The sequence below is a fragment of the Microbacterium sp. 22303 genome, from assembly GCF_052045265.1.
Classification (GTDB): domain Bacteria; phylum Actinomycetota; class Actinomycetes; order Actinomycetales; family Microbacteriaceae; genus Microbacterium.
This window is the reverse complement of sequence record NZ_JBQEOQ010000001.1, coordinates 583,983-610,072: the sequence shown is the minus strand read 5'-3', so window position 1 is coordinate 610,072 and position 26,090 is coordinate 583,983. Positions and strand designations below refer to the sequence as shown.

At 68.5% G+C, this 26,090-nt stretch carries 31 protein-coding genes and 1 other RNA gene; 13 read left to right on the top strand and 19 right to left on the bottom strand.

Annotation, left to right across the window (positions count from 1 at the left end; genetic code table 11):
• Window positions 1-33 precede the first annotated feature (33 nt).
• Complete coding sequence (locus ACTJI8_RS02960; RefSeq protein ID WP_440731910.1) at window positions 34-786, top strand: zinc ribbon domain-containing protein; 753 nt, start codon at window positions 34-36, stop codon at window positions 784-786.
• A 34-nt stretch (window positions 787-820) separates the two neighbouring features.
• Here ACTJI8_RS02960 and ACTJI8_RS02955 read toward each other — a convergent pair whose 3' ends face one another.
• A complete protein-coding gene (locus ACTJI8_RS02955) occupies window positions 821-1,660 on the bottom strand; it encodes an aldo/keto reductase (protein ID WP_440731909.1) in 840 nt (279 codons plus the stop codon).
• A 143-nt stretch (window positions 1,661-1,803) separates the two neighbouring features.
• On the opposite strand from ACTJI8_RS02955, the gene ACTJI8_RS02950 reads away from it, so the two are divergent.
• Both ACTJI8_RS02950 and rnpB read left to right on the top strand, forming a co-directional pair.
• The gene (locus ACTJI8_RS02950) at window positions 1,804-3,531 is read left to right on the top strand and encodes a bifunctional 3'-5' exonuclease/DNA polymerase (protein ID WP_440731908.1); all 1,728 of its coding nucleotides are present in this window, start codon (window positions 1,804-1,806) and stop codon (window positions 3,529-3,531) included.
• Window positions 3,532-3,543: 12 nt separating this feature from the next.
• An RNA gene (rnpB, locus tag ACTJI8_RS02945) (RNase P RNA component class A) lies at window positions 3,544-3,916 on the top strand.
• A 63-nt stretch (window positions 3,917-3,979) separates the two neighbouring features.
• Here the strand turns inward: rnpB and ppgK are convergent.
• Entirely contained in the window at window positions 3,980-4,726 is a 747-nt protein-coding gene (ppgK, locus tag ACTJI8_RS02940) for a polyphosphate--glucose phosphotransferase (protein WP_440731907.1), read from the bottom strand.
• A 65-nt stretch (window positions 4,727-4,791) separates the two neighbouring features.
• On the opposite strand from ppgK, the gene ACTJI8_RS02935 reads away from it, so the two are divergent.
• From ACTJI8_RS02935 to ACTJI8_RS02920, 4 genes are read left to right on the top strand one after another with little or no spacing between them, the layout of a single operon-like run.
• Window positions 4,792-5,001 carry an SPOR domain-containing protein gene (locus ACTJI8_RS02935; protein ID WP_440731906.1) on the top strand — a complete coding sequence of 70 codons (210 nt, stop codon included), beginning with the start codon at window positions 4,792-4,794 and terminating at the stop codon, window positions 4,999-5,001.
• Between the two features lie 5 nt (window positions 5,002-5,006).
• Window positions 5,007-6,344 (top strand): type I glutamate--ammonia ligase, encoded by a 1,338-nt coding sequence (glnA, locus tag ACTJI8_RS02930; RefSeq protein WP_440731905.1) that lies wholly within the window; start codon window positions 5,007-5,009, stop codon window positions 6,342-6,344.
• A gap of 12 nt (window positions 6,345-6,356) precedes the next feature.
• Window positions 6,357-9,338, top strand: coding sequence for a bifunctional [glutamine synthetase] adenylyltransferase/[glutamine synthetase]-adenylyl-L-tyrosine phosphorylase (locus tag ACTJI8_RS02925; protein ID WP_440731904.1), 2,982 nt, complete (start codon window positions 6,357-6,359; stop codon window positions 9,336-9,338).
• Between the two features lie 48 nt (window positions 9,339-9,386).
• Window positions 9,387-10,310: a diacylglycerol/lipid kinase family protein gene (locus tag ACTJI8_RS02920; RefSeq protein ID WP_440731903.1), complete on the top strand. Its 924-nt coding sequence runs from the start codon at window positions 9,387-9,389 to the stop codon at window positions 10,308-10,310.
• Between the two features lie 49 nt (window positions 10,311-10,359).
• Here ACTJI8_RS02920 and ACTJI8_RS02915 read toward each other — a convergent pair whose 3' ends face one another.
• Window positions 10,360-10,755, bottom strand: a complete 396-nt coding sequence (locus ACTJI8_RS02915) for a hypothetical protein (RefSeq protein ID WP_440731902.1) — start codon at window positions 10,753-10,755, stop codon at window positions 10,360-10,362.
• Window positions 10,756-11,089: 334 nt separating this feature from the next.
• Here ACTJI8_RS02915 and ACTJI8_RS02910 point away from each other — a divergent pair, with 334 nt between their 5' ends.
• The gene (locus ACTJI8_RS02910; RefSeq protein WP_440731901.1) at window positions 11,090-11,689 is read left to right on the top strand and encodes a WhiB family transcriptional regulator; all 600 of its coding nucleotides are present in this window, start codon (window positions 11,090-11,092) and stop codon (window positions 11,687-11,689) included.
• Between the two features lie 119 nt (window positions 11,690-11,808).
• Here the strand turns inward: ACTJI8_RS02910 and ACTJI8_RS02905 are convergent, their stop codons facing one another.
• The 6 genes from ACTJI8_RS02905 to ACTJI8_RS02880 form a co-directional block, all read right to left on the bottom strand.
• Complete coding sequence (locus ACTJI8_RS02905; protein ID WP_440731900.1) at window positions 11,809-11,991, bottom strand: hypothetical protein; 183 nt, start codon at window positions 11,989-11,991, stop codon at window positions 11,809-11,811.
• Window positions 11,992-12,016: 25 nt separating this feature from the next.
• Entirely contained in the window at window positions 12,017-12,262 is a 246-nt protein-coding gene (locus ACTJI8_RS02900; protein WP_440731899.1) for a hypothetical protein, read from the bottom strand.
• A 68-nt stretch (window positions 12,263-12,330) separates the two neighbouring features.
• Window positions 12,331-12,900 carry a hypothetical protein gene (locus ACTJI8_RS02895; RefSeq protein WP_440731898.1) on the bottom strand — a complete coding sequence of 190 codons (570 nt, stop codon included), beginning with the start codon at window positions 12,898-12,900 and terminating at the stop codon, window positions 12,331-12,333.
• A 102-nt stretch (window positions 12,901-13,002) separates the two neighbouring features.
• Entirely contained in the window at window positions 13,003-13,563 is a 561-nt protein-coding gene (locus ACTJI8_RS02890) for a hypothetical protein (RefSeq protein ID WP_440731897.1), read from the bottom strand.
• Entirely contained in the window at window positions 13,508-14,068 is a 561-nt protein-coding gene (locus ACTJI8_RS02885) for a hypothetical protein (RefSeq protein ID WP_440731896.1), read from the bottom strand. The genes ACTJI8_RS02890 and ACTJI8_RS02885 overlap by 56 nt, the downstream gene beginning before the upstream one ends.
• 11 nt (window positions 14,069-14,079) lie before the next feature.
• Window positions 14,080-16,164 (bottom strand): hypothetical protein, encoded by a 2,085-nt coding sequence (locus tag ACTJI8_RS02880; protein ID WP_440731895.1) that lies wholly within the window; start codon window positions 16,162-16,164, stop codon window positions 14,080-14,082.
• Between the two features lie 173 nt (window positions 16,165-16,337).
• On the opposite strand from ACTJI8_RS02880, the gene ACTJI8_RS02875 reads away from it, so the two are divergent.
• Entirely contained in the window at window positions 16,338-16,550 is a 213-nt protein-coding gene (locus tag ACTJI8_RS02875) for a hypothetical protein (RefSeq protein WP_440731894.1), read from the top strand.
• A gap of 67 nt (window positions 16,551-16,617) precedes the next feature.
• Here the strand turns inward: ACTJI8_RS02875 and ACTJI8_RS02870 are convergent, their stop codons facing one another.
• The 8 genes from ACTJI8_RS02870 to ACTJI8_RS02835 all read right to left on the bottom strand — a co-directional run bounded on the left by ACTJI8_RS02870 (window position 16,618) and on the right by ACTJI8_RS02835 (window position 20,516).
• Window positions 16,618-16,875 carry a hypothetical protein gene (locus ACTJI8_RS02870; protein WP_440731893.1) on the bottom strand — a complete coding sequence of 86 codons (258 nt, stop codon included), beginning with the start codon at window positions 16,873-16,875 and terminating at the stop codon, window positions 16,618-16,620.
• A complete protein-coding gene (locus ACTJI8_RS02865; RefSeq protein ID WP_440731892.1) occupies window positions 16,872-17,045 on the bottom strand; it encodes a hypothetical protein in 174 nt (57 codons plus the stop codon). Before ACTJI8_RS02865 ends, ACTJI8_RS02870 begins: the two co-directional genes overlap by 4 nt.
• A 1-nt stretch (window position 17,046) precedes the next feature.
• Entirely contained in the window at window positions 17,047-18,006 is a 960-nt protein-coding gene (locus ACTJI8_RS02860; RefSeq protein ID WP_440731891.1) for a hypothetical protein, read from the bottom strand.
• A gap of 1 nt (window position 18,007) precedes the next feature.
• Window positions 18,008-18,415 (bottom strand): helix-turn-helix domain-containing protein, encoded by a 408-nt coding sequence (locus ACTJI8_RS02855; protein ID WP_440731890.1) that lies wholly within the window; start codon window positions 18,413-18,415, stop codon window positions 18,008-18,010.
• A gap of 445 nt (window positions 18,416-18,860) precedes the next feature.
• Entirely contained in the window at window positions 18,861-19,169 is a 309-nt protein-coding gene (locus ACTJI8_RS02850) for a helix-turn-helix domain-containing protein (RefSeq protein ID WP_440731889.1), read from the bottom strand.
• Window positions 19,166-19,423, bottom strand: a complete 258-nt coding sequence (locus ACTJI8_RS02845; protein ID WP_440731888.1) for a hypothetical protein — start codon at window positions 19,421-19,423, stop codon at window positions 19,166-19,168. The genes ACTJI8_RS02850 and ACTJI8_RS02845 overlap by 4 nt, the downstream gene beginning before the upstream one ends.
• A complete protein-coding gene (locus ACTJI8_RS02840) occupies window positions 19,420-19,575 on the bottom strand; it encodes a hypothetical protein (RefSeq protein WP_440731887.1) in 156 nt (51 codons plus the stop codon). The genes ACTJI8_RS02845 and ACTJI8_RS02840 overlap by 4 nt, the downstream gene beginning before the upstream one ends.
• A 77-nt stretch (window positions 19,576-19,652) precedes the next feature.
• Window positions 19,653-20,516, bottom strand: coding sequence for a helix-turn-helix transcriptional regulator (locus ACTJI8_RS02835; RefSeq protein WP_440731886.1), 864 nt, complete (start codon window positions 20,514-20,516; stop codon window positions 19,653-19,655).
• 87 nt (window positions 20,517-20,603) lie between these two features.
• Here ACTJI8_RS02835 and ACTJI8_RS02830 point away from each other — a divergent pair, with 87 nt between their 5' ends.
• Both ACTJI8_RS02830 and ACTJI8_RS02825 read left to right on the top strand, forming a co-directional pair.
• A complete protein-coding gene (locus tag ACTJI8_RS02830) occupies window positions 20,604-21,044 on the top strand; it encodes a helix-turn-helix domain-containing protein (RefSeq protein ID WP_440731885.1) in 441 nt (146 codons plus the stop codon).
• Between the two features lie 6 nt (window positions 21,045-21,050).
• Window positions 21,051-22,193: a tyrosine-type recombinase/integrase gene (locus ACTJI8_RS02825; protein WP_440731884.1), complete on the top strand. Its 1,143-nt coding sequence runs from the start codon at window positions 21,051-21,053 to the stop codon at window positions 22,191-22,193.
• 64 nt (window positions 22,194-22,257) lie between these two features.
• Here ACTJI8_RS02825 and glnA (ACTJI8_RS02820) read toward each other — a convergent pair whose 3' ends face one another.
• Window positions 22,258-23,682, bottom strand: coding sequence for a type I glutamate--ammonia ligase (gene glnA, locus ACTJI8_RS02820; RefSeq protein WP_440731883.1), 1,425 nt, complete (start codon window positions 23,680-23,682; stop codon window positions 22,258-22,260).
• Between the two features lie 163 nt (window positions 23,683-23,845).
• Between glnA (ACTJI8_RS02820) and ACTJI8_RS02815 the strand changes: the two genes are divergently transcribed.
• Window positions 23,846-24,274, top strand: coding sequence for an RDD family protein (locus ACTJI8_RS02815; protein ID WP_440731882.1), 429 nt, complete (start codon window positions 23,846-23,848; stop codon window positions 24,272-24,274).
• A gap of 54 nt (window positions 24,275-24,328) precedes the next feature.
• On the opposite strand, the gene ACTJI8_RS02810 is transcribed toward ACTJI8_RS02815, so the two are convergent.
• Window positions 24,329-24,820, bottom strand: a complete 492-nt coding sequence (locus ACTJI8_RS02810) for an ATP-dependent zinc protease family protein (protein ID WP_440731881.1) — start codon at window positions 24,818-24,820, stop codon at window positions 24,329-24,331.
• A 17-nt stretch (window positions 24,821-24,837) separates the two neighbouring features.
• Between ACTJI8_RS02810 and ACTJI8_RS02805 the strand changes: the two genes are divergently transcribed.
• The gene (locus ACTJI8_RS02805; RefSeq protein ID WP_440731880.1) at window positions 24,838-26,034 is read left to right on the top strand and encodes a RimK family alpha-L-glutamate ligase; all 1,197 of its coding nucleotides are present in this window, start codon (window positions 24,838-24,840) and stop codon (window positions 26,032-26,034) included.
• Window positions 26,035-26,090 lie beyond the last annotated feature (56 nt).

Here is a 26,090-nt window from a genome sequence, read left to right as displayed (position 1 = left end):
GGCCGGATTCCCGCCTGGCGTAGATTTGGACGCGTGAAAGCCAACCCCGCGCACCAGATCGTGCTCCTCGACATCGCCGACATCGACCGCCGTATCGCGCAGGCCGACTACGCGCGCACGCATCCGGTGCAGGGGGAGCGGATCAACGAGCTCTCCGCGCAGCGGCAGGGACAGCTGCGCGAGCTGACCGAACTGGCCGGAACGCGCGATGACGTGCAGACCGAGCTGAAGCGCCTCGAGTCGGATGTCGCCCTCGCGGCACAGCGCCGCGACCGCGATGCCGGCCGGCTCGCTGCCACGCAGAACCCCAAGGACGCGGTCGCCCTCGAGCAGGAGATCGCGAGCCTCGCACGCCGGATCAGCGACCTGGAAGACGCCGAGCTCGAGCTCATGGGCCGGTTGGAGGATGCCGAGGCGGCCGTCTCCGCCCAGCAGGCGCTCATCGACCAGACCGTGGCCGAGGGCACGCGGCTGACCGCGGAGGCCAAAGCCCTCATCGCCGCAGCGACGACCGAGGGCGAGCAGCTCGCTCGAGACCGCGTCGCGCTCGTCGACTCGGTCTCCCCGTCGCTCATGGCCGAGTACCAGCGCCGCGTCGGACGCACCGCGGGCGCGGCGCTGTTGCGCCGCGCCACCTGCGAGGGGTGCCGCATGGTGCTCTCCGGTACGGACCTCAACGCCATCCGCCAGGCTGCGGACGACGACGTGGTCTCATGCCCCGAGTGCGGGTGCATCCTGATCCGCACCGAGGAGTCGGGCCTGAAGAGCTCCGCCCCCGCGGAGTGAGCCGGGCGGCGCCGACCCCGGCGGTGGAGCGCGCTCAGAATTCCTCGTGCGTGGCCGGATCCGCGTCCCAGAGGCGCCCGTCGGGTGCGCCGAGAGCCGTGATCGCGGCGATCTCGTCGGAGCTCAGCCGCACCTGGGCCGCGGCGAGGTTCAACGCCTGATGCTCGGCCGAGGCGGCCTTCGGGATCGCCACCACGCCGCGTCCGGCGTGCCAGGCCAGTACAGCCTGCGCCGGTGTCAGACCGTGCGCTGCGGCGACGGCGGTGATCGCCGGATCTTCGAGCACCTCGCCGGCCCTGCCGAGCGGGCTCCACGCCTCGGTGAGGATGCCGTGAGCGCGGTGGTACGCCAGGGCCTCCTCCTGCGGGAAGCGTGGGTGCAGCTCGATCTGGTTGACCACGGGGCGCACCCCGGTCGCGTCCTCGATGCGTTCCAGGTGCTCCGGCAGGAAGTTCGACACGCCGATCTGGCGTACCAGGCCCCGGTCGCGCGCCTCGATGAGCGCCTGCCAGGCCTCGACGTACGCGTCCACGCGCGGCAGCGGCCAGTGGATGAGGAACAGGTCGATCGCATCGACGCCGAGGCGGAACCGGCTCTCCTCGATCGCGTCGAGCGCCTTGGCGCGCGCGTGGTGGCGCCCGGCGAGTTTCGAGGTGACGATGAGTTCGGCCCGGTCGACGGCTGCCCCGGAGATGCCCCAGCCGACCGCACCTTCGTTCTCGTAGTTGAAGGCGGAGTCGATCAGCCGATAGCCGTTCTCGATGCCGCTGCGGACCGCATCCGCACCGGCCTCTCCGCGGAAACCGTAGGTGCCGAGGCCCTGGGCAGGCAGGGCGAAGCCGTTGTGGGCGATGAAGGGGGACGCATCGGACATGGGGGACTCCTCTCCGGTGACTCCACGCTAACCGCCGCCGGGTTCGGGTGCGCGCGCGGCGATACACACCGACACACCCGAGGATCCGGTGTACAGAATCGCGGATGCCGTGCCTGGCTCCCGGAGGGCGTAGATTCGAAGACATGATCGAATCGGCTGCTCCGCACGAGGTCGTGCTGGGGCGGTCCGCACGAACCAGCTGGACTCTGGTGCTGTTCGACGAGGACGGCGCAGAGCTGTGCAGGAATGAGATCGCGGCATCCGCGCTGACCACCGAGGTGGCCGCTCTGGAGGAGCGGGCCCATCCGCGGTGGGTGGTGCGTCATCTCCGCGAGGTGTACCCGCCGCTGCTCGCCGCCGGGATCAGGATCCGCCGCGCGCACGACCTGGTGCTCTGCCACGCGATCCTGCGCGACACGGCGAGTCTGGCGGATCCGGTCCCGGCTTCGTCGCGCTGGATCCGGTCGGATCCGCTGGCGACGACGATCGAGACGCCCGCGCTGTTCGATCTGCATGAGGTCGCGTCACAGGCCTCCGGCGACCCGTACGTGGAGATCGATGAACTCCTCGCCGAGTACGCTCGCCAGCGCGCCGCTCTGGGGCGTGCCCCGGACGGTCGCCTCGCTCTGCTGTGCGCCGCCGAGTCGACCGGGGCTCTCGTCGCCGAGGAGATGACGGCCGCCGGCCTGCCGTGGAGCGCTGCCGTGCACGAGCAATTGCTCGCCGAGGCGCTCGGCCCGCGGCCGGTGCCCGGTGCGCGGCCCGCTCGGATGGCCGAGCTCGCGGCCGTGATCGGTGAGACCCTGGAGGACGCCACGGTCAACCCCGACAGCCCGCCGCGTCTGCTGAAGGCGCTGCGGCGGGCCGGGATCCTGATCGACTCGACCTCGCGCTGGGAACTCGGCGAGGTCGAGCACCCCGTCGTCGAACCGCTCCTGACGTACAAGAAGCTGGCTCGGCTCTACTCCGCCAACGGCTGGGCGTGGCTCGCGGAGTGGGTGCGCGAGGAGCGCTTCCGGCCCGTCTACCTCACCGGCGGCGTGGTCACCGGGCGCTGGGCGTCCAGCGGCGGGGGAGCATTGCAGATCCCGCGGAGCCTGCGCCCGGCGGTGCGCGCCGATGCCGGCTGGACGCTGGTGTGCGCGGACGTGGCGCAGCTGGAGCCGCGGGTGCTCGCGGCGATGTCGAAGGACCGGGCGATGGCTGCGGCTGCGCGTGGCGCCGACCTGTACGAGGGCGTCGTGCGCTCGGGTGCGGTCCAGACGCGTCAGGAGGCGAAGTACGCGGTCCTCGGGGCCATGTACGGCGCGACCACGGGACCGAGCGGCCAGCTCGGTCCGCGGCTGCGCAGCGTCTTCCCCCGGGCGATGGCGCTCGTGGACGGCGCGGCGAAGACGGGGGAGGACGGGGGCGTCGTCTCGACGCTGCTCGGCCGCAGTTCGCCACGGCCGGATGTGCTCTGGACCGCGACGCAGTCGCGGGCGAGCGACCCCGATGCGGACGGCGCCGACGAGCGGCTGGCCCGCAGCAGGGCCAGGGATCGCGGCCGGTTCACCCGCAACTTCGTGGTGCAGGGCACCGCAGCCGAATGGTCGCTGCTCTGGTTGGCCGAGATCCGGCACCGCCTGACCGCGCTGCCCGAGGCTGCCGAGCCTGCGTCCGGTTCTGGACCGGTGTTCTCACGGCGCGCGCATCTGGCGTTCTTCCTGCACGACGAGGTGATCGTGCACGCGCCTGTCGCGCAGGCCGACGAGGCCGCGCGTGTGGTGCAGGACGCGGCGGACGCGGCGACGCGCCGGCTGTTCCCCGGATTCGAGATCGACATCCCCCTCGACCTGCGCATCGCCGAGGACGCGGGCAAGGACTCGTAGACTGGATGTGAACGGGTCGGCTGGACGGTCGCGTGGCGGGAGACCGCACCGAGGAACGTCCGGGCTCCACAGGGCAGGGCGGTGGGTAACACCCACCCGGAGCAATCCGCGAGACAGTGCCACAGAGAGAAGACCGCCGCGGCCCGCAAGGACCGAGGTAAGGGTGAAAGGGTGGTGTAAGAGACCACCGGGGCCGTGGCGACACGGCCCGCCAGGTAAACCTCGCCCGGAGCAAGGCCAGACAGGGGATGATGACGCGGCTCGCCGAGTCCCCGGGTAGGCCGCTGGAGCGGCGCGGCAACGCGTCGCCGAGAGAGATGACCGTCGAAGGGATGCCCCGAGAGGGGCCCCGGCACAGAACCCGGCGTACAGGCCGGCCCGTTCCTCTCACGAAGAAGGCCCGGATCCGCAGCTCAGCGGATCCGGGCCTTTCGGCGTGCAGGGGGCGTCAGTCGCCCGCGAGCGAGGCCGCGCCGATGATGCCGGAGTTGTTGCGGTGGATGGCCGGGACGATCGGTGTCTTGAGTTCGAGAAGCGGGAGGAAATCGCCTGCGTTCTTGGACACGCCCCCGCCGACGACGAACAGGTCGGGGCTGAAGAGGAACTCGATGTGCGAGTAGAAGGCCTGCAGGCGCTCGGCCCATGCCGCCCAGCTGAGCCCCTCGCGTTCGCGGGCGGAGGTGGCCGCCCACTTCTCCACGGATTCGAACCCGCGGAAGTTGAGGTGCCCGAGTTCGGAGTTGGGGATCAGGACGCCGTCGTACAGGAAGGCGGAGCCGATGCCGGTGCCGAGCGTGGTCATCAGGGTGAGCCCGATGACGTCGCGTGCCGCGCCGTGGCGCGCCTCGGCGACACCGGCAGCGTCCGCGTCGTTCACGAAGACGATGTTGCGACCCAGGCCGTCCCGGAAGAAGCGCTCGGCGTCGAAGTCGATCCACTTCTTCGAGACGTTGGCGGCGGAGAGCGTCCTTCCGCGCTTGACGATCGCGGGGAAGGCGACGCCGAGTGGAAGGGTCGACTCGTGCACCTCGAGGGTCCGCAGCACGGTTTGGACGGCCGTCAGCACATCCTGGGGCGAGGCGCCCTCGGGGGTGGGCACACGTACGCGGTCGGACGCCATGGTCCCGTGCTCGAGGTCGACGATTCCTGCCTTGATACCCGTGCCGCCGATGTCGACGCCGATCGCTTTTGCCATGCGCAACAGCCTAGCGAGAGGCGGGCACGCCAGTAGGATCGTGACAAAGCCCAGGAGGAGCAGCGATGTCCGGCGAGAACAAGTACTGGTTCAACAGCAGCACCGGTGAGGTCGAATACGGTCTGGAATCGCCGTCTATCGACCGGATCGGCCCGTTCGACACCGCCGAGGAGGCCAGTCGCGCCCCGGAGGTGCTCCAGGAGCGTGCCAAGGCCTGGGCCGATGAGGATGCGGCCGAGGACAACTGGGGCAAGGGCACGGACGGTACTCGATGAGCGGAATGGACAAGCAGCGGGACTTCGTGCTGCGCACCATTGAGGAGCGCGGCGTCAAGTTCATCCGACTCTGGTTCACCGACGTGATCGGCACCCTGAAGTCGGTGGCGATCGCCCCGGCCGAGGTCGAGGGCGCCTTCGCCGAGGGCATCGGGTTCGACGGCTCCGCGATCGAGGGCCTGACCCGCACCTTCGAGTCGGATCTGCTCGCGCAGCCGGATCCGACGACCTTCCAGATCCTGCCCTGGCGCGGGGAGATCGACCCCACGGCGCGGATGTTCTGCGACCTGACCACGCCGGACGGTCGTCCGGCCGTCGCGGACCCGCGGCACGTGCTCAAGCGCACCCTCGCCAAGGCGGCTGATGCGGGCTTCACGTTCTACACGCACCCCGAGATCGAGTTCTACCTGCTGAAGTCGTCGCAGTTCGGACCCGAGGGGCCCGTCCCGGCGGACTCGGCGGGCTATTTCGACAACGTGCCCGGCGGTACGGCGCACGACTTCCGGCGCAGCGCTGTGCGGATGCTGGAGGACCTCGGCATCTCGGTGGAGTACAGCCACCATGAGGGCGGTCCCGGCCAGAACGAGATCGACCTGCGCTACGCGGACGCGCTCACCACCGCCGACAACATCATGACCTTCCGCACCGTGGTGAAGGAGGTGGCGATCGAGCAGGGCGTGTACGCGACGTTCATGCCGAAGCCCCTGAACAACCACCCCGGCAGCGGCATGCACACGCACCTGTCGCTGTTCGAGGGCGACTTGAACGCGTTCTACGAGGAGGGGGCGAAGTACCAGCTCTCCCGTACGGGGCGCCAGTTCATCGCGGGGCTCCTGCGGCACGCGAACGAGATCGCGGCGGTGACGAACCAGTTCGTGAACTCGTACAAGCGGCTCTGGGGCGGCGACGAGGCGCCCAGCTTCGTGACATGGGGCCACGCGAACCGCTCCGCGCTGATCCGGGTGCCGATGTACAAGCCCAACAAGGGCCAGTCCACGCGGATCGAGTACCGCGCCCTGGACTCTGCGGCCAACCCGTATCTGGCGTACGCCCTCATGCTCGCGGCCGGGCTCAAGGGCATCGAGGAGGGCTACGAGCTGCCGCCCGAGGCCGAGGACAACGTCTGGTCTCTGAGCGACGCGGAACGGCGTGCGCTCGGCTACGCGGCGCTGCCTGCGAGCCTGGACCACGCACTCGAACTCATGGAGGAGTCGGAACTCGTCGCCGAAACGCTCGGCGAGCAGGTCTTCAACTATGTGCTGCTGAACAAGCGCAAGGAGTGGGAGGCGTACCGCGGTCAGGTCACGCCGTTCGAGCTCAAGAGCAACCTCGAACTGCTCTGAGCAGGGGTCGCAGTGCCCCGTTTCGACGACTCGCTCTCGCTGTCCGCGCTCGCCCGGCTGGGCTTCGTCGGCCTGTCCGCCGCGTCCGCCGGGCTGCGTGAACTGGGCGAGATCACCGGGCTCACGCCGTCGACGCTGATCGAGCCGCTGCGCAGCGCCGACCCCGACGAGGCGCTGGCCGGGCTCATCCGCGTCGCCCGCCGAGATCCGTCTGCGGTGTCAGCCGTGCTGTCGGACGCGGCGTCGCGCGCCCGCGCCTGGGCGGTGTTCGGGGCCTCGCCGGGCCTCGGTCGGTTCTTCGAACGCCGTCCGGAGGAGCTGGCGCTGCTGCGTGAGGACCGCTCGGCGCTGCCGAGCGCCGAGCGGCTGCGCGACCTGCTGCTGTCCTCAGTGGACGCGGCGGACGGGTTCGCGGCGACCGGAGACGCGGCGGCCCGGATCCGGCTGCGCATCGCGTACCGGCGTGCGGTTGCAGGGATCGCGGCGTGGGATCTGACCGCATCGGATCCGGTCGCCGCGGTGGCGGACGTCTCGGCGGCGCTCGCGGATGCGGCGTCCGCTGCGCTGGAGGCGGCGCTCGCGATCGCGCGCACCGCGATCGCGGCCGGTTCCGCCGACGTCCGGCGGGACGTCGCTCTGACCCGGCTGGCGATCATCGGCATGGGCAAGACCGGGGCGCGCGAGCTGAACTACGTCAGCGACGTGGACGTCATCTTCGTCGCGGGCACCGCGGATGAGGAGCGGCTGACTGAGCCCAGGGCGATCGACATCGCCACACGGCTGGCGCGGGAGACCATGCAGGTCATCGCCGGGATCGAGTCCGAGCCGCCGCTCTGGGAGGTCGACGCGGCGCTGCGCCCCGAGGGCAAGCAGGGCGCGCTCGTGCGCTCCCTGGGCTCACACGTCGCCTACTACGACCGCTGGGCGAAGAGCTGGGAGTTCCAGGCGCTGCTGAAGGCGCGGGCGATCGCCGGCGATGACGCCCTGGGCACGGCATACATCGAGGCTGTGCAGCCCAAGGTGTGGTCGAGTGCAGCACGCGAGGACTTCGTCGGCAGCGTGCAGCGCATGCGCGAGCGCGTCACCGAGCACATCGCTGCCGAGGACGTGCCGTACCAGCTCAAACTCGGACCGGGAGGACTGCGCGACATCGAGTTCACCGTGCAGCTGCTGCAGCTCGTGCACGGCCTCACGGATCCGCAGATCCGCACGAGGGGCACGCTGGAGTCGCTCGACGCGCTCGTCGCGGGTGGCTACATCGGCCGAGCCGAGGCCGGCCTGTTCGCGCAGGACTACCGGGTGCTGCGACTGATCGAGCACCGGCTGCAGCTGCGCGAGATGCAGCGCACCCATCTCGTGCCGCGCGAGGAGGAGGCGCTGCGCGTGCTGGGCCGCGCCACCGGCCTCGCCGAGACTGCGGACGGCATCAGGAGGGTGTGGGAGGACGTGCGCCGTGAGGTGCGGGACCTGCACACCCGGCTGTTCTATCGTCCGCTGCTGAGCGCGGTCGCATCGTTGCCGGAGGAGGAGCGCACGCTCTCCACGGACCAGGCGCACGACCGCCTCGCCGCGATCGGCTTCCGCGACCCTGCCGGTGCGCTCCGCCACATCGGCGCCTTGACCACCGGACTCAGCCGGAAGGCCACGATCCAGCGGCACCTGATGCCGGTGATGGTGCGTTGGTTCGCGGACGGCACGGATCCCGACTACGGCTTGGTCGCGTTCCGGCGCATCAGCGAGCGGCTCGGCGACACGCCCTGGTTCCTGCGCATGCTGCGCGACTCGTCGGGCGCCGCGGAGCGGCTCACCCGCGTGCTCTCGACCTCGCGGTACATCGGCGAGCTGATGGAGTGGATCCCGGAGTCGGTGGCGTGGCTGGAGAGCACCGAGCAGCTGCGACCGCGGCCGTGGCAGGCGCTCGATGAGGAGGCCAGGGCGATCCAGACCCGGCACGACACGATCCTGGATGCGATGCGCTCGGTACGGGCGCTGCGACGCCGGGAGTTGTTGCGCACCGCGATGGGCGCCGTGCTGGACGTGCTGAGCATCGACGAGGTCGCGTTGGCGCTCACGACGATCACCGATGCCGCGATCCAGGCCGCGCTGCGAGCCGTGCGCCGCGATGTCGTGCCTGACGAAGACGACGTCTTGGACTTCTCCGTCATCGGAATGGGGCGCTTCGGCGGCGCGGAGCTCGGATTCGGATCCGACGCGGATGTGCTCTTCGTGTACGACGCGAACGGTGTCGACGCGCAGCGTGCGCAGCAGCTCGCCGCGCGGATCGTCGCAGGGCTGCGGGAGCACCTGACCGACCATCGGCTTCCGCTCGAGCTCGACGCGGATCTGCGCCCAGAGGGGCGCAACGGCCCTCTCGTGCGTACCCTCGACGCGTACGCCGCGTACTACCGCCGCTGGTCGCTGTCCTGGGAGGCTCAGGCGCTGCTGCGCGCCCGTGGCGTCGCGGGCAGCCACAAGCTCATCGAGCGCTTCCTGGAGCTCGCCGACGGCGTGCGCTATCCGGAGGCGCTGGATCTCACGTCACTGCGGGAGATCAAGCGGATCAAGGCACGCGTCGAGGGCGAGCGCCTGCCGCAGGGCGTGGACCCGCGCCGGCACCTCAAGCTCGGCCCCGGCACTCTCAGCGACGTGGAGTGGCTGATCCAGATCGTGCAGCTGCAGCATGCGCATGCCGTGCCGGCATTGCGCACGACCTCGACGCTGGCGGCACTCGACGTCGCCGTCGAGAACGGTTTCGTGCCGGCCGCGGCGGGGGAGCGGCTGCGTGAGGCATGGCGGCTCTCCAGCCGGCTGCGCTCGGCGATGACGCTGCTCACCGGGCAGACGAAGGACGTGCTGCCGGCTGATCCGCGCGAGCTCGACGGCGTCGGCCGGATCCTCGGCTACCCCGACCGCTCGGCGGCCGCCGTCGAGGAGGAATACCTGCGCGTGACGCGGCGCGCCAGGAAGGCTTTCGAGACGCTGTTCTACGGCTGACGGGCGCTGTGCGCGGCGTTCGGCCGGCGATGCGGCGAGGATGGTCTCATGACGATGATCGGCGTGGTCCGCAATCCGGTGAAGCTCGAATCGGAGGATGAGGTGCGCGCCGCGGTCGCTGCGCACATCTCCGATGCCGACATCCGGTTCTTCCTGACGACCGAGGAGGACCCGGGACGGGCGATGGCGCAGGAGGCGGTCGATGCCGGCTGCGAGCTCGTCTTCGCGGCGGGTGGCGACGGCACGGTCCGCGCAGTGGCCGAGGTGCTCGCCGGCACCGATGCCGCTCTCGGGATCCTGCCGCACGGCACCGGCAACCTGCTCGCCAGGAATCTGGGCGTGCCGCTGGACGGGGTCGCGGCCGCGGTCGCCCACGCGCTCACCGCAGAGCCGCGCCGCATCGACGTGGGCACCATCGAGGTGAGCGAGGGTGACGCTCCGGGAGAGCACGTGTTCGTCGTGATGGCCGGCCTCGGGCTCGATGCGCGCATGCTCGAGGAGACCGACGAGGAGCTCAAGGCGAAGGCCGGCTGGCTCGCCTATGTGAAGGCGCTGGGCGCCGCGGCCGCCGGGACCGAGCTCGTCTCCGTCGAGCTCGCCCTGGACGGGGAGCACGCGGACCGGGCGCGGATCCACACCCTCATGATCGGCAACTGCGGCATGATCCAAGGCGGGATCACCCTGCTTCCGGACGCCGTGCCGGACGACGGGCGGCTGGATCTCCTTCTCGTCAGCGCGGAGGGCGTGGCGGACTGGTTCGAGACGGTGCGCACCGTCGTCTGGGACAACGGTCTGCGCAGGCTCCTCGGTGGCGAGACGACCAGCACCGACGTGGTGCGGCATGCTTCGGCGCAGCGCATCAGAGTAGAGCTGGCGCGCCCGCAGCCCTTCCAGATCGACGGCGAGGAGCGCGGCCAGGTGCGCTCCTTCACCGCGGGCATCCGTCCCGGAGTGCTGCTGGTCCGCGCCTGAACCGGATAAGGTGCCGGGGTCTCTCGGCCCGGGCCGAGCGCACGAGACCTCAGGCGCCGCGGAAGTAGGTGTTCGAGGCGGGCAGCCACAAGAGCACGACTGCGACGATGCCGAGAAGGAGGGCGAGGATCCCGATGCCGTTGGTGCCGCTGAACAGTGAGCCGATCGAGAGGATCTCCAGGACCGTCAGCACGATGCGTGCCCAGTTCCTGCCTGCCTTCATCCTCCGGAGGATGAACAGCTCGATGATCGCGAACACGAGTGCGATGGCACCCGTGGCGATGAGGACGGTCCCGTCGACGCTGGTGCCCGCGACAGTGGCCGAGTCGCCGGTCGTGGTGACGGCCGCTCCCGCGATGATGATCAGGACGGCGCCGACGACGTCGAGGATGATGCCGATCAGGAAGATCCAGAATGAGATCTTGACGGTGGTGGGGGTGAGCATGCTGACTCCTCTGCGGGCCGGAGATGCAGTCACCGGGGTGACTGGCCTCACCTTGTCATGTCCGTGAATCCGCCGCGACGAACCACGCCGTGCCGGGCGGAACGACGAACGCCCCCGACCATGAAGGTCGAGGGCGTTCGTCGGATCGGGGGTCAGACGCCGAAGTACAGCTCGTACTGTCCGCGGATGAATGGACGGCATCGGCTGAGGGTGGGATCCGAGTGATTCCGCGGATCTAGGCGTAGGGGAGTGGTGGCCGATGATGGGCTTGAGTGGACCTGCGACGGAAACCGCCACGGAAACCTGGCTCACGTACGCGTCTGCGGCGAGGCGGGTGAAGCGCAGCGAGCACAGCATCCGCGTGTGGCGCCAGAACGGGATGCCGATGGAGTGGCGGACCGACGACACCGGGCAACGGTTCCGGGTCGTGCGTGAGGACGTGCTGCTCGCGTGGTGGCGGGACCGGATGAAGGCCTCCCCGGTGCACTTCTACAGGCTCCGGAAGGATCGGCGCACGGCCGGGCTACCGGATCTCTCTCTCCCCACCTCCGTGACAGGCCGCAAGGGCCGCGGACACCTCCAGGTGCCTGAGGATGCCTCTGACGCCGCCAGCGAGGCGTACACGTCCGCGCAGAGCCATGTGGACCTGGCGCCGTTGCTCGCGGATCTGCCCGAGTTCGTCGGTCAGCACGCGCACGCGGCGCTCGTGCGGGCGATGGAAGACAGCCCGCCGGCGTGCGACGGGCTCGACGGGTTCACCCGCGACCGGTTCGATGACCCCGAGGAGACCGCGATGATGCGCGGCATCTGCCGTGCGTGCTCGCTGCTCGAGCTCTGCGAGGCGTTCGCGATCGCCGGTCGTCCAGCGGCGGGGATGTGGGCGGGGATGACCCCGGCAGACATCCGCCGCACCGGCTCAGTCCACGCTGCGTAGCGGGCCAAATGCCCTTCCCCGATCGCTTACGCCCGGCCTGACAGGCCTAATCCCGTCCGAGGTGCTCGCGCGGCGCTTCGATGTCTGCGACGCTCAGAGACCCACGGGAGCGCTCGACGCTATCGACGATCCACCACGAAGGCTGTGCCGTACGGGACCCTGATGTAGAGACCCTGATCGGCGCCGGTGCCTTCGATGCAGAGCACTCCGCCAGGTGCGGTGAGTTCGCTCTGCTCCACGAGGCGTACCGCGGTCGCGCTGTCGACGTGCAGCTGCGCACCGGCGATGTAGAGGACGGCCATGGGACTCCCTTCTCGGCAGCTACCGTCAGTCCGCGATCTCGCGGCCCCAGCCATCCCGCCAGACGCCGTCCTTGCCGCGCGACTTCGTGTTCTGCGGGTTCAGCGCGGAGAGCTCCTGCGAGATCGACAGCAGAGCCGCGATCTCGGCGACCTTGAGCTGCTGATCGACCGTGAGGTGTTCCACGTCGTCGATGTAGCCCGAGCTCTCACCCTTCGCGGCGCCGATCGCGTTCGCCAGCGCGTCCCAGGCAGTCGAGTAGTCGTTCGCCATGATGTCTCTCCTTCCGAGCCCTACCTCGTGCTCTGTCCCCACGGCTACGTCAGGCTCCGCGCGCGGTGCTAGTCGCCCCACAGGTCGTTGACCACCGCTCTGTCGTCTGCCGCAAGGGCCTTCTTGAAGCTATCCTCGGCCTTGCTCAGCGCGGTAAGCGCCTCGGCCACGGGTCCGAAATCCTCGCCGTCGAAGAGCTCCCTCGGACGCGTCTGAACGGCTTCTCGGTGATAGAGGTTGGTCTTGAGGTACCCGGCGCGCGCAAGGATGTCCGACGGACCGTTGACCTTCCCCCGGAACCTCGCGGTCAGCGCGCTTTCGATGTCCTGAGATCGGACCTGACTATAGGGCTCAGAGCGCGGCCAATTGATCTCGTCGATAGCACCCACGAACTGATCGCCCAGCCGTTTTGCTTCCTTGGCAAGATCCTCGCGGAGCTGGGCGACGCGATCGGCGCCGAGCTCGCGCGTGACCTCGGGATACTCGTGCGCGATTCGCTTCGCGATCGCATCGACCTTTGCCGGCATGTTTGACGCGATACTCTCCAGCGCGGATCGCTTCACTGCGCTGGCGTGGGTCTGTGCCTCACCCAGGGCCGTGCGTGCTCGGTCGATCTCAGCCTTCGTTTCTTCGCTCACGATCGTGAGCGTAGCGGACACCTCCGGCGCACGCTGCTCCTTCAGCGGATCCCGTGCGCGTCGAGCGCCCGGGTCAGCTGTGTCCGCTGCGCCCGCGCCTTCTCATCCGGGTCTTAGGAGTAATTCGTCGAGTGGTCCTCGAGAACGAACCTCGGCCGGGGTCTGCGTCGAGGATACGGTGTCCTCGTTCGCGCGCTGCTCCTGCCCCTTGAGCTCGACACCGCGCTTGATCGCCTCGTTCTGCGAGCCGATCCCGTTCGTCAGCGCCTCGAGCGCCAAGCGGGTCTCTGCGGCGCTCATGCCGGTCTTCGATGCGAGGTCGTAGAACTTCGCCGTGTCGGCGCCGAGCGCGTCGTAGTACGGCTTCAGCTTGGCCATGGCGCCCTGGTTGCCCATCGCCGCATCGGTGACCGTGTCGAGGGAGATGCCGAGCTTGTCTGCCGCGTCGTACGCGGACTGCCAGTTGAACGAAAGCCAATCGCCGCCCTTCTTCAGCTGCTCGACCGTGATCTTCCGGGCCGCGTCACCGACCTTGTCCGCGCCGGCCGCGATCGTGTCCGCGTACTGCTGAGCGAGCTCCGCGCCCCGCTGCTGCTTCGCGGCGAGCTCACCCACGACCAGGAACAGGCCCCCGAGCGCGAGGCCTGCGGCTCCCGCCGACAACCCGACGCCCTTGAGGGACAGACCGGCCTCGGCGACAGTCGCCTTGAACGACTGCCACTTCGGAATGGCAGTGAGCGCGGTCCCTCCCGAGAGGAGCCGTCCTCGCCTGCTGCGGCCGATACACGTACTCGCCCCAGATCGCAGCACGGATGCTCTGACGGTCGTCGTAGTCGCGAACGTCGTACACCTCCGGCCACCCGTAGTGGATCTCCTTATCCTTCCCGTCGACGGCCACCGAGAGCAGGTTGTCCTCCTCGTCACCGTCGCGGATCACGATGTCCGGATAGTGCCGGGCGACCTCCTCCAACCCGAACCCGAACCGCCGGAGCTCCTGCGCCGACGACGCCGGAAACGCCGTCGACAGGTCGAAGAAGGCCCCCGGCATCATCAGTGGCATCACCACGGTCACCACGTGGTCGGCGAGCACGACCTCCACCTCGAGCGGAGTCTTGATCCGCTTCTCGAGCATCGATTTCTGCCTCGCGATCAGCGCATTCAGATCCATCGTTGTTCCTCTCAGACCATGAACCAGATACGGCCGAACAATGCAGTTGAGCCGTCCGTGCGGATCGTCATCCGATCCCATTGATTCAGCGTCCGCCCCGCGGTTCCGGAAACGGTGGTGGCGATCGTGACCACTCCTGCTCCGACGTTGACGACATTGAATTCGCGCCCAAGGGCAGCAGCCGTGACCGCAGGGAGCGCCAGCGTGACGGCGCTCGCAGTGTTCACGACGATGTTGCGCGGGTCGGACAGCGTCAGCGTCGTCGTGCCCGCCGCCGTGATCGTCTTGAACCCCTGCCCTTCGCCATCGATCTTCACATCGCCGTTCAGGCTGTACACCGGGGCCACACCAGGAGGCTTACACCCGAAGATGTGCCCGTTGCGTTGGGTTGCCGAACCGGCCTCGATGTCAAACACGCCTGCACCCAGACCGCCCGCGTTCGCAAGGCGGAACGAGTTCGTGATCTCCCAGTTGTTGCACACGGCAGACCCCACCGGGGCGAGTTTGAACAGGCTCCCGGCGTATGCCGGGGCGTAGTCCCAGTCAGGGCAATTCTCGATAATGACCGCGTCACAGGCGTACAGGTGGATGAATCCTCCACCGTTCTGCTCACCGGTCACGTTCACGAATGACGTGTCGTAGTACCAGCCCGACCGGGGCCGGAGGTAGAAGAAAGGTGCCGCTGAGGTGTTGTGGCCATGCGCCCAGCAGTTCAGCCACAGGTTGCTGTTGTGGAGGCTCCCTGAGACGGTCTGGATGTCAACCGCGGGGACCGTGCCCGCGGCACGGTCGAGATCGCAAGTGTCGAACGTGGTCGCGAGGAAGTTGGAGTTACCGCGCTGCCGGATGAGCGAGGACGCCGGGTTGCGAGTCAGAAACCGGCAGTGGTCGAACTTCGACGTGCGGATAGCCGCGCTCGGCGGCGTCACGTAGCTACCGATCGGGTAGTTGGTGTTCGCCGTCTGAGACGCCACAGGAATGGAGGTCGCGCCAGCCGCGACAGCCGCGGTCGTTGTCCAGTCCTGCTGGGACACGTTCGGGATCACAGTCGATACGGTCGCGCCCGATGCGATCGACGCGGGCAGCGGGGACACCACCAGTGAGGTCACAGCTGCACCGGAAGTGAGCGCGCTCGTCAGGGTGATGTCGGTGCCGACCGAGAGCACATGCCCGCCCGCCGCTCCGGTTTCGAACGAGACGTTAGCCGCGAAGACGTCGATCGGCATGCTGCCCTCGAGGATCTGAATGAGATCAGTGGTGTTGTTGACGAGTCGCGAGGAGGTGCGGCCGTTGCCGAGGATCTTGAGCCCGGAATGTGCAGACACCAACTTGATCGGCGAGTTCACAAGGAAGATGCCGTCGACAACGACCGTCGCACCCTTTGACGTCTGTGAGTTGAACGATCCCGATGCCCATGCGGCAGCGTCAGCGAACGCTGCCAGCACAGATGTCGTGGAGACGGTTGCTCCGGTTGGGTCGCCGCCGTAGTCCTCGCCGATGCGGAACACTCCATGCGCACGTCCACGGCTACGAACGATCGGGCGCGCTTCACCGTCGATCGTGGACGATAGCACCCCAGCGAATGCGCTAACACCATTACTGGCGACCGCGGCCATGATCGTGTCGTTGGTGTTCCCGACAGCGACCGCCTCGTCACGTGCCGTCTCCGCTGCAGACTTTGCCGACGCGGCCGACGACGCTGAGGCCACAGCCGCTCCGCTGGCAGTTAGAGCGTCCCCGCGTGCCGCGAAGACGTCGGTCAGCCATGGCGGCGGCGCATACAGCGGAGTCCCGACCGGTTCCACTGGTATCAGCGACCGGTACTCCGCGTCCGTCGCAGGGATCTGCGTCCACCACTCGAACGTGCGCCCGCCCAGGATCTCCCGGAGTCGCACCGCTGTACCTTCCGGGTTCGCTGGCATGTCGAACGGAGACCCGTCGAGCGCTCGGATCTGTCCGTCGACGACCTGCGCGGTCGCAACGGTCTGGGTTACGAGCGAGTAGCCCGTATCCAGCCTTTGAGCCTGAACGAACTCGATACGCCCGTTCGCCGGAGCCCCGGCCGAGTCGGTGATGGTGCCAGTGATCAGCGTCATGCTGAATCCCTTCTCGTAAATCTTTGAATCCGAATCAAACCGGAGCCACCTCCCCGGCGGTCCGGTGCTGGTCGGCCTCTTAGGGGCATCCCCCCAGGGTCGGATGTCGGTGGTTCAAGGCACGATGTGGGGTGTTGCCGCAGCGCTGGGCTGGGGACGAAGGGATGGTGGAGATGACGGACAAGATCACGACGGAGCAGATCATCGCGGCTCAGGACAGGGCGCGCGTTGCGCTGATGGATCTGATCGCTGACTCGGTGGCGAACATCCGCGACAACACCTACACGTTGGCATCGCAGTCGAGCAAGACGAGGGATCTCGCCTACGCGTACAGGCTGGTCGAGGGCGGGCCGCAGCCCGGGAGCGTCGAGGTGTCGTCGAAGTAGCGGCATGCGGACTCCGAGCGTGTGAACGGAAAGGTCTGATCGGGCCATCACGCTCGGAGTCCTGTCGTTACCGCGCTGCCCGGATCGCGTGGATCAGGGCGAGGCGGAGCGGTGTGGTCTTGTCGGCGCCGGCGGGCAGAGCCTCCGCCGCGGCGATGAGGGCGTCGGCGGTGGTGTACGCCGTGCCGGTGCCGAGTGCGCCGGCAAGGTGCGCGTGCACCTGAGCGGCGAGGTACTCGGTGTCGAGCGGCGGCGTCAGGCCGGGTGCGGCCTGACGGGTCACAAACGCGTCGACGGCGGCGCCGTGCTGGGTCGGGGTGCTCACTGGTCTGCGTCCTTCGGTCGGGGATGGTGCTTGTCGTACAGGTCACGGCCGGCAGCGAGCGTGCCTGCGGAGCGCTGGTCCCGGGCGGACTGGCGTCCCTCCGCGGTGTGCATCTCGTCGTAGAGGTCACGGCCGCGGCGCATGCTGCCCTGCTTCTCGTGGTCAGCCATGTCAGATCTCCCTCTTCACGCCGGGTTCCTTGGTCACACCGTCACGGGCGTAGTACGCGTCTCGGGCGGCGGTGCGCTGTGCGGGACTCCCAGCACGATTGAGGATCCGGTCCGCGAGCTCGTCGACGCGGATCATCTCGTCGACGCCCGGGATCCACGCCTTGTTGCCGTCGGCGATCCACCGCAGGTACGCGATCGGATCGACGGGGAGGACGTCGTTCCCGGTGCGGTTGAACGGCGGCCGCGGCGCGGCCTGGATCCACTCGACGAGCGCAGCCTCGCCAAGACTTAGCTCACGGGCGCTGTGTGTGGTTCGACGGTGTTGGAAGGCCCTCTCGTGGTCGAGCGGGTTCCGCAGGTGCCCGGTACGGTTCAGCACCTCGATGCGGTACTGCGCGCCGTCGGTGCCGAGGAGGTTCACGACGAGGTGCCGCTGTGCCGCACGCAGAGCCGCGTACCGGTCCACAGCAGCCTCGATGACCGCCCAAGCGTCCTGTGCCTCGCCACCGCCGCGGAGCGCGGAGCGTGCGTCGTGGATGCCAGCGAGGGCTGGTTCCTGCTCCCTCACCTCGGCCATGAGCGTCCGCAGCTGCTCGTCGAGGAACGCGAGAGCCGGCGCCACGTCGTCAGCGCCGAACGTGGGCCGGACGTTGCGGGTCCTGTCGACGAGAGCGCGAAGATCGATCCCGATCTGCTCGGCCGCTCGGGCGTACCGGTCCGAGTCGATCGCGGCGAGCTGCGCCTGCAGGATCTCGTCGAAGGTGTCGGCGAACTCGATCGCGTGCTCGTAGTTCGCGTACGCCTCACGAGTCCGGGCTGCAACCGCGTCGAGATGCGTGAGCAGCGCGTTCTCCCTGCGCCCTCCCGACACAGGGTCGACGTAGCCACGCACCCTGCCGAGCGCCTCAGATCGCAGCTGCTCCGTCGACACCACAGCCGGCGCAGTCGTCACGCTTCCCATGTCATCGCTCCTGATTCCTCGCGGCCAGCAGGTGACGGAGATCCTCAGCACGGATCCGCCATCTACCGCCGAACTTCTCGGCCTGCAACCGACCCGACTCGATCAGTTGCAGCACCCTGCGCGGCGAAACCCCTGTCCGGAGCCCCACTTGCTTGGTCGTGAACCACTCTGCGCGGACTTCCGCGACTACCGCCGGGATGCTTCCGTGATCGGCACCCGCCCACCGCGTGCCGGCCATCCGCAACGCCTCGAGCAGGTTCCCGAGATCCGGGCGCACATGACCCTTGGCCTGGTGGAACTCGTCGAGGTGCCCGTGCGTGTACAGGATCCGCGCGAGCTCCGGCGGGACCAGCACGTCCCCGGACGGGGAGATGTACCCGGCCGGGGGACGTGCCAGTGCCCCGCTCATGCGACCGCGCCCCGCGCGCGTCTGTGGTTGCGCTGGGAACCGGCCACCTCGAGCGCACCCTCGGACCCGTCGGCCGGGTGACGGGAGCAAGCACCCTGCCAGCTCGTCATCCCCAGCCAGCGCCGCCGGGAGGCGGCAAGACCGCGAGCACGCTGGGACCGGACATGCCTCTGCCGTGCACCCAGCGTGACGTCGCCTTGAGCCTCCTCGCCGGAGGGGCAGCGACCGGCAAGCCGGCCGCTACGCATGATCTGATCTCGGATCAATCTGCTCCGGAATCGGCGACCGCTGAGTGCGGCTCGGGACGCCTCAGAAAGGGCGTCCTGCGCCCGGCAGCGCGGCCAACGGAACATGTTCTTACTTCTGGGTGCACCAGGTGCACTACCGCGTACAGCACGTGGTGCACTACCAGCCCGGTTCCGTAGTGCACCTGGTGCACTACCGCTCACGACGTCACCAGCTTCGGCGACGTCGTGAGCACGTAGCGGACCGCATGCCGAGAATGCGCACCCCGAGGGGACGACCCCGCCGCTCGAGCCGTGAACCCGCGCTGTTCGAGCTCCGCCAGGGCACTCTTCACCGCCCGATCCCCGAATCCCGTCTCGGCCGCGATCGTCGGCGCCGATGGATACGCCTCGTTCCTCGCGTCGGCGTGATCCCACAGGCACATGAGCACAGCGCGTTCCACCGCGCTCAGCCCGAAGTGCGAGCATCCGCGGCGCGCGATCCACACGGGCGCCGGCTTCCTGCTCATGCATCGCGCTCCCGAAGCTCCTCATCGACCCGTGACGGACGCCGGAGCTCCTTCACGGCGGCGCGGTGCCGTGCTTCCCGGCCCTTCGCGCGCTCGGCACGCTCGAGCTCGATCGCCGCCGACAGGATGCCCCTCCCGAGATCCCGGGCCTCATCGGACGTGAGCGCCACCGTGACGGCCTCTTCGACCTGGACGAGCACCTGACCCGCAGAGCCACGCTGAGGGCGGCAGACGGTCACCTGGATACCGGTCATGGCTGCTCCCTCGTCCCGATCCGCGACCCTAGAACCCACGCGTACACCTCAGCCTCGTCGTAGCAGATGACCTTCCCACCGGCCCCCGTCGGCTTGTAGTACGCCGGCCCTCGCCCGGTCTTCCGCAGCTCCTGCAGGTTCGCGACCGTCATCCCCGGGACGATGTCGCACACCTGCTCCGGCGACAGGTACCGCGGCCGCTCAGTCGGCGCCGACTTCGCCGGGCCGCTCACGAGACCACTCCCGCTGCCACGGCGAGCATCGACTCGCGAGCGCTCACCAGGTGTGCGATCGCCTCCGCGATCTCGGCCTCGATGTTCCCGGGCGTGATCGACCACTCCGAGAACGGTGCGATGTCGAACTCGAGGGAACCGGGCTCGTCGTCGGCGAACCATGCGCTCACCACGGTCTGCACGTGCTCGCCTTTGAGGTCGGCGATCGTCCCGGAGTGCGCCAGGCGGTCGGCCTCAGCCTCGCCCTCGTAGTGTCTGTCGCACCACGGGAACTGTGCGCAGGGGATCCGCTCCGCGTCGACGGTGGGCGCCGGCGACGGGCGGTCAGGGAGGACGTCGGCATAGCTCGGGATCTCGGCGTACCAATACCGAAGCGCCCTGACGAGATCCGGCGCATAGAGGATATCGGGCCCGCGCCCCGGGTTCCGGTTCACCATCAGCAAGCGCCGACCGGACCTCGCGAACTCTGCCTCAGCGATGCCACGCGCAACGTTGAAAGACATGATCGGTGTGAACCCGAGCGCGCGGTCAGCGATCCAGCCCTGCTCGATCGCTTCCTCAACGCTCTCCGGCGTATCCTGATCCAGGATCGTTCCTGCCCCGTGCTGGGAGATGGTGCCGATCTCGCCCTCGCCCTGGCCGGCGAGGGCATTTTTCGTGTCGGGCATGGTCACCGCACCTCCGCATCGGCGAATGCGTCGTCGATGAACTTCTCGACGTCGGAACTCCCGCCAGCACCGACGGCCGGCGATCATCGCGCTCTTCGGCGCTGTGCCCTTCGTGATCATCCAGCGCAGCTGCGCCTCGCTGCGCCCGAGGCGGTCTGCGACCTCTCGGATGAACAGGACCTTGTCTGCCATCTCAACTCCCTTGCGTTGTAACGCAGGTGCTCTGCGTTACAACGCAAGATACGTGCTTCTGCGTTGCAAGTCAACTAGTCTCGTTGCATGGCAACAGAGACTCGAACGCGGCAACGCGGAAACCCGGCAGGGCCGACTGCGACAATCGTGGGGGAGAACGTTCGACGTGTCCGGACGGTGCTCCAGTTGACGCAGGCGCAACTATCCCAACGCCTCGATGCGCTCGAGCATCCGATCCCCGTCGCGAGCGTGGGTCGCCTCGAGAGTGGTGATCGCCGGGTGGAGGTGGACGACCTCATGGCACTTTCGGTCGCGCTGGGTGTGTCCCCACTGGGCCTCCTCATGCCCTACACGCGCGGCCCAGAAGACGAGATAGAAATGACCGGATTTGGCCGCATGTCAGCGGACGACGCATGGGGCTGGGTGCTCGCCGATCACGACGCGAGCAAGCAAGCCGAGGACGAACCGGGCTCGATGTACGCACGCTCATTCCCTAAGTGGGTCGAGACCCGAGTGCCGCGAAGGTGACCGATCGTGGCTAGGAAGTTCGTCGAGGATCGCTGGTGGGTGCGCGACGGGGACGGCAACAAGATCGCGTCCCGCAACCACGGCCAGGGCCTGCGCTGGCGCGCCCGCTACCACGACGAGACCGGCAAGGAACACGCGAAGAGGTTTCGCCTCAAGGACGAGGCCCAGACGTGGGTCGACAAGCAAGCCGCGGCCGTCGACGCCGGCACCCACCTGCCCGCCGCCCGGGCGCGCATCACGGTCGGCGAGTGGGCGGATACCTGGATCGAGGGGTACAAGCGTCACCGCACGTCGACCGTGCGCCAGGCGTCCACGCACCTCGCGATCATCAAGGCCGACCTGGGGCACCGCCCGTTGACTGCTGTGCGCCCGTCTGAAGTCCGAACGTGGGTCGCGGGCCTATCTGGGCGCGGGTACGCGCCGAGCTACGTCTACGCGCTGCACAGGCGCTTGTCGCAGCTGTTCGCCGACGCGGTGCAGGACGGTCTCGCACCAAAGAACCCATGCAACCGGAGCACGTCGCCGAAGGCCGCGAAGCAGCGCGCGTACGTCGCGACCACGGAACAGATCTGGGCGCTCTACGATGCTCTGCCGGAGCACTTCCGACCGGTCGTGCTGCTCGGCGCCTTCGCGGGCCTCCGCGTCGCCGAGATCGCCGCGCTGCGAGCTGAAGACGTCGACGCGAAGGCGGGCGTGATCACGCCCGCGATCCAGTACCCGGCCGAGCCGCTCAAGACCGACGAGTCAAAGAATCCGATCCCGATCCCGCGCGAGCTCGCCCTGCAGCTGCGCGTCAACGTCGTGAAGTGGGGGAGCAGCACGATCGTCGTCGGCGCGTTCGGCCGTCCCGTGGCGCCGTACACGATCGAGACAGCGTGGCGTGAAGCTCGAGCCACCGTGAAGGGCCTGCCCGAGGACTTCCGGATCCACGACCTCCGCCACTACTTCGCGAGTCTGCTGATCGCCGCCGGCCTCGACATCAAGACCGTGCAGGCGCGGCTCCGTCACGCCTCAGCGAAGACCACCCTCGATACCTACGGGCACCTGTGGCCCGATCGGGATGAGTCGTCGCGGGCCGCCGTGTCCGCGGTCCTGGACGCGCGAAAGCGCCCGCCTCAGTCGGGGGAACCTGAGACGGGCGCTCTCTGAAGTTTCGTGCGGAAACCTCCACGGAAACCAGGCCCCTCAGGGCCCGGAAATCCGCGGAATCTCGTTACACTCCGTAGTACAGCTCGTACTCGTACGGGTGCGGGCGCTGGGCCATCGGCAGGATCTCGTTGTTGTACTTGTAGGAGATCCAGGTCTCGATGAGCTCCTCGGTGAACACGCCGCCCTCGAGCAGGAAGGCGTGGTCGGCGCGGAGAGCCTCGAGCGAGTCCAGCAGGGAGTTCGGCACCTGCGGGATGTTCTTGGCCTCCTCAGGGGGAAGCTCGTAGAGGTCCTTGTCGATGGGCTCGAGCGGCTCGATGCGGTTGCGGATGCCGTCCAGGCCGGCCATGAGCTGCGCGGCGAAGGCGAGGTACGGGTTGCCCGAGGCGTCCGGAACGCGGAACTCGATGCGCTTGGCCTTCGGGTTGGAGCCCGTGAGCGGGATGCGGATCGCGGCGGAGCGGTTGCCGGCGGAGTAGGCCAGGTTGACCGGCGCCTCGAAGTGCTTCACCAGGCGGTGGTAGCTGTTCAGGGTCGGGTTGGTGAAGGCGAGTACCGCGTGCGCGTGCTTGAGAAGGCCGCCGATGTACCAGCGGGCGGTGTCGCTGAGCTGGCCGTAGCCGTTCTCGTCGAAGAACAGGGGCTTGCCGTCCAGCCAGAGCGACTGGTGCGTGTGCATGCCGGATCCGTTGTCGCCGAACAGCGGCTTCGGCATGAACGTGACCGTCTTGCCCCACTCCTCAGCGGTGTTCTTGATGATGTACTTGAACTTCAGGATGTCGTCCGCCGCGTGCACCATGGTGTCGAAGCGATAGTTGATCTCCTGCTGACCGGCCGTGCCGACCTCGTGGTGCGAGCGCTCGAGGTGGAACCCCGCGTCGATGAGGTTCAGCGTCATGTTGTCGCGCAGGTCGGCGGTCTTGTCCACCGGCGCCACGGGGAAGTAGCCGCCCTTGAACGGCGTCTTGTTGCCGAGGTTGCCGCCCTCCTCCTCGCGGCCGCTGTTCCACGCGGCCTCCTCGGAGTCGACCTTGTAGAAGCTCTCACCGGCGGTGACCGAGTAGCGCACGTCGTCGAAGATGTAGAACTCGGCCTCGGGGGCGAAGTACGCGGTGTCGGCGATGCCGGTCGAGGCGAGGTACTTCTCGGCCTTCTTGGCGACCTGACGCGGGTCCTTGCTGTAGATCTCACCCGTGCGCGGGTTGTAGATGTCGAAGACCATGACGAGCGTGCTGGCCTCGCGGAACGGGTCGACGTAGGCCGTGGTCACGTCGGGGATGAGCTGCATGTCGGACTCGTGGATCGACGCGAAGCCGCGGATCGAGGAGCCGTCGAACAGCTGGCCGTTGGCGAAGAAGTCCTCGTCGACCGTCGCGGCAGGGATGTTGAAGTGCTGCTGCACGCCGGGCAGGTCGGTGAAGCGGATGTCGAGGAACTTGACGTCGTTGTCGCGGATGTACGCGAGCACGTCGGCGGGGGTGGTGAACATGCATCAACTCCTGGAGGAACGGGTGCGGTCGAGCGACCTGCAAGCAGGTTACGAGCAGGGGATGACGCGGCCGTGTCTGGAATGTTTCCGGCGTGTTACGGGTCTGCCTGCGGCTGAGGCGTCCGCGGCGGGATCAGGGAGCGCGCTCGCCTAGGCTGGAGGGATGTCCGACACCGCGCAGAGCTACCCCGGAGAACGACTCGGTCTCCCGAAGACCGGCCCGGGCAGCGTCGGCCGGATCGGACGACGGATCGCCGCTCTCGTGATCGACTACGCCGCGGCATCGATCATCGCGAGCGCGTTCCTCGGCTTCCAGCAGTTCGCCCTGCCGAAGGAGGCGGGCATCACCCAGTTCGCGCCGATGATCGTGTTCGCCGTGCTGCAGATCGTGTTCATCCCGACTATCGGCGGCAGCCCGGGGCACCGGATCGTGGGCCTGCGCCTGGTCATGATGAACGGTTCCTGGGTGGGCCCGTGGCGTCCGATCGTGCGCACCCTGCTGCTCGTCTTCGTGATCCCGGCCGTGATCTTCGATGCGGATCAGCGCGGGCTGCACGACAAGGCGGTCGGAACGGTGCTCATCCGCGCCTGACGCGCCGGGCTACGACGCGATCGCGCAGGAGATGGGCAAGGCTCCGCAGAGCCTTCAGGCGGCGGCGTGACCGCGGTTGAGGCGGCGGAACGTCTTCGGGGCCTTGCCTCCGACGAAGGAGCGCGCCGGGTCGATCGTGAAGCCCTGTCGCAGCGCCTCGCGGCCGATCAGCATCCGGAATCCCATCTCGCTGCGATTGCTGAGAGTGACCTCTGCGGTGACCCTGTGGTCGACCAGCACGAGATCGAGCAGCACCACCAGGCGGCTCTGCGCGTGCCCGGATGAGGAGCGCACGTCGCGGCGGTCGAACACCGGCAGCTCCACCGGGACCAGTTCGTGCGCGCCCTGCCAGGGGCGCACGTCGAACCGCACCCACGGGGCGCCGTCGCGTTCGAACTCGCGGATGTGCTGGGCGTGCAGCGATGAGCTTCGCGCCCCGGTGTCGACCTTCGCCTTGATCCAGGGGATTCCGACGTCGGGGAGCGACACCCACTCCCGCCACCCGATTAGGGTGCTTGAATGAGTAGGTCGGTCCACAACACACATCCTGGCAGGAAATCACCGTGAAGCTCGCCGTGCTCTCGCGCGCCCCGCAGTCCTACTCGACCCAGCGCCTCCGTGCCGCCGCGACGCAGCGCGGTCACCAGATCAAGGTGCTGAACACGCTGCGCTTCGCGATCGACCTCACGGCGGACGAACCGGATCTGCACTTCCGCGGGCGCCGTCTCAGCGACTACGACGCGATCCTCCCGCGCATCGGCAACTCGATCACGTACTTCGGCACGGCGGTGGTCCGTCAGTTCGAGCAGATGGACGTCTACACGCCGAACACCGCGAACGGCATCTCCAGCGCGCGGGACAAGCTCCGCGCGAACCAGATCCTCTCCCGGCACAACATCGCGATGCCGCCCACGGCGTTCGTGCGCAACCGGGCCGACGTGCGTCCTGCGATCGAACGCGTCGGCGGGGCGCCGGTCGTCATCAAGCTGCTCGAGGGCACGCAGGGGATCGGCGTCATCCTCGCCCCGCAGGTCAAAGTCGCCGAGGCGATCATCGAGACGTTGCACTCGACCAAGCAGAACGTGCTGATCCAGAAGTTCATCTCGGAGAGCCGGGGCCGCGACATCCGGGCCCTCGTCGTCGGTGATCGGGTGGTCGCGGCCATGCGGCGCGTGGCGAACGGCGACGAGTTCCGTTCGAACGTGCACCGCGGGGGCACCGTCGAGGCCGTGCACCTCGACCCGATCTACGAGCAGACGGCCGTGCGGGCCGCGCAGATCATGGGGCTGCGCGTGGCGGGTGTGGACATGCTCGAGGGGGAGGACGGGCCCCTGGTCATGGAGGTCAACTCCTCGCCGGGCCTGCAGGGCATCGAGGCGGCGACCGGGCTGGACGTGGCCGGCGCGATCATCGACTTCATCGCCAACCAGGTGAACTTCCCCGAGATCGACGTGCGCCAGCGCCTGAGCGTCTCGACCGGCTACGGCGTGGCCGAGCTCGTGATCCACGCCGGCGCGGAGCAGGTCGGCAAGCAGCTCGGCGACCTCGGTCTGTGGGATCGCGACATCACCGTCCTCACGCTGCACCGCGGCGTCACGGTGATCCCGAATCCGCGCAAGCACGTCGTGCTCGAGGACGAGGACCGGTTGCTGTGCTTCGGCAAGCTCGACGAGATGCGCTCGATGATCCCGGAGCGCCGTCGCCGGCGGGCCAAGGTGCGCAAGCTCCAGAAGGAGCACATGCCGGACACCACGGGCTGAGCGAGTCCCCTCGGCCATACGACGAGCGCCCGGCCCCGAAAGGGGACCGGGCGCTC

Bases quoted from the DNA above. Each gene is read 5' to 3' on its own strand.
- ACTJI8_RS02815 (WP_440731882.1), top strand. From the start codon at position 23,846: ATGTCCGACACCGCGCAGAGCTACCCCGGAGAACGACTCGGTCTCCCG.
- ACTJI8_RS02865 (WP_440731892.1), bottom strand. From the start codon at position 17,045: ATGGCTGACCACGAGAAGCAGGGCAGCATGCGCCGCGGCCGTGACCTC.
- ACTJI8_RS02935 (WP_440731906.1), top strand. From the start codon at position 4,792: ATGTCCGGCGAGAACAAGTACTGGTTCAACAGCAGCACCGGTGAGGTC.
- ACTJI8_RS02885 (WP_440731896.1), bottom strand. From the start codon at position 14,068: ATGGATCTGAATGCGCTGATCGCGAGGCAGAAATCGATGCTCGAGAAG.
- ACTJI8_RS02880 (WP_440731895.1), bottom strand. From the start codon at position 16,164: ATGACGCTGATCACTGGCACCATCACCGACTCGGCCGGGGCTCCGGCG.
- ACTJI8_RS02955 (WP_440731909.1), bottom strand. From the start codon at position 1,660: ATGTCCGATGCGTCCCCCTTCATCGCCCACAACGGCTTCGCCCTGCCT.
- ACTJI8_RS02845 (WP_440731888.1), bottom strand. From the start codon at position 19,423: ATGACCGGTATCCAGGTGACCGTCTGCCGCCCTCAGCGTGGCTCTGCG.
- ACTJI8_RS02915 (WP_440731902.1), bottom strand. From the start codon at position 10,755: ATGCTCACCCCCACCACCGTCAAGATCTCATTCTGGATCTTCCTGATC.
- ACTJI8_RS02860 (WP_440731891.1), bottom strand. From the start codon at position 18,006: ATGGGAAGCGTGACGACTGCGCCGGCTGTGGTGTCGACGGAGCAGCTG.
- ACTJI8_RS02920 (WP_440731903.1), top strand. From the start codon at position 9,387: ATGACGATGATCGGCGTGGTCCGCAATCCGGTGAAGCTCGAATCGGAG.
- glnA (WP_440731883.1), bottom strand. From the start codon at position 23,682: ATGTTCACCACCCCCGCCGACGTGCTCGCGTACATCCGCGACAACGAC.
- ACTJI8_RS02900 (WP_440731899.1), bottom strand. From the start codon at position 12,262: ATGGCGAACGACTACTCGACTGCCTGGGACGCGCTGGCGAACGCGATC.
- ppgK (WP_440731907.1), bottom strand. From the start codon at position 4,726: ATGGCAAAAGCGATCGGCGTCGACATCGGCGGCACGGGTATCAAGGCA.
- ACTJI8_RS02905 (WP_440731900.1), bottom strand. From the start codon at position 11,991: ATGGCCGTCCTCTACATCGCCGGTGCGCAGCTGCACGTCGACAGCGCG.
- glnA (WP_440731905.1), top strand. From the start codon at position 5,007: ATGGACAAGCAGCGGGACTTCGTGCTGCGCACCATTGAGGAGCGCGGC.
- ACTJI8_RS02875 (WP_440731894.1), top strand. From the start codon at position 16,338: ATGACGGACAAGATCACGACGGAGCAGATCATCGCGGCTCAGGACAGG.
- ACTJI8_RS02810 (WP_440731881.1), bottom strand. From the start codon at position 24,820: ATGTGTGTTGTGGACCGACCTACTCATTCAAGCACCCTAATCGGGTGG.
- ACTJI8_RS02855 (WP_440731890.1), bottom strand. From the start codon at position 18,415: ATGAGCGGGGCACTGGCACGTCCCCCGGCCGGGTACATCTCCCCGTCC.
- ACTJI8_RS02850 (WP_440731889.1), bottom strand. From the start codon at position 19,169: ATGAGCAGGAAGCCGGCGCCCGTGTGGATCGCGCGCCGCGGATGCTCG.
- ACTJI8_RS02830 (WP_440731885.1), top strand. From the start codon at position 20,604: ATGGCAACAGAGACTCGAACGCGGCAACGCGGAAACCCGGCAGGGCCG.
- ACTJI8_RS02835 (WP_440731886.1), bottom strand. From the start codon at position 20,516: ATGGCAGACAAGGTCCTGTTCATCCGAGAGGTCGCAGACCGCCTCGGG.
- ACTJI8_RS02840 (WP_440731887.1), bottom strand. From the start codon at position 19,575: ATGACGGTCGCGAACCTGCAGGAGCTGCGGAAGACCGGGCGAGGGCCG.
- ACTJI8_RS02950 (WP_440731908.1), top strand. From the start codon at position 1,804: ATGATCGAATCGGCTGCTCCGCACGAGGTCGTGCTGGGGCGGTCCGCA.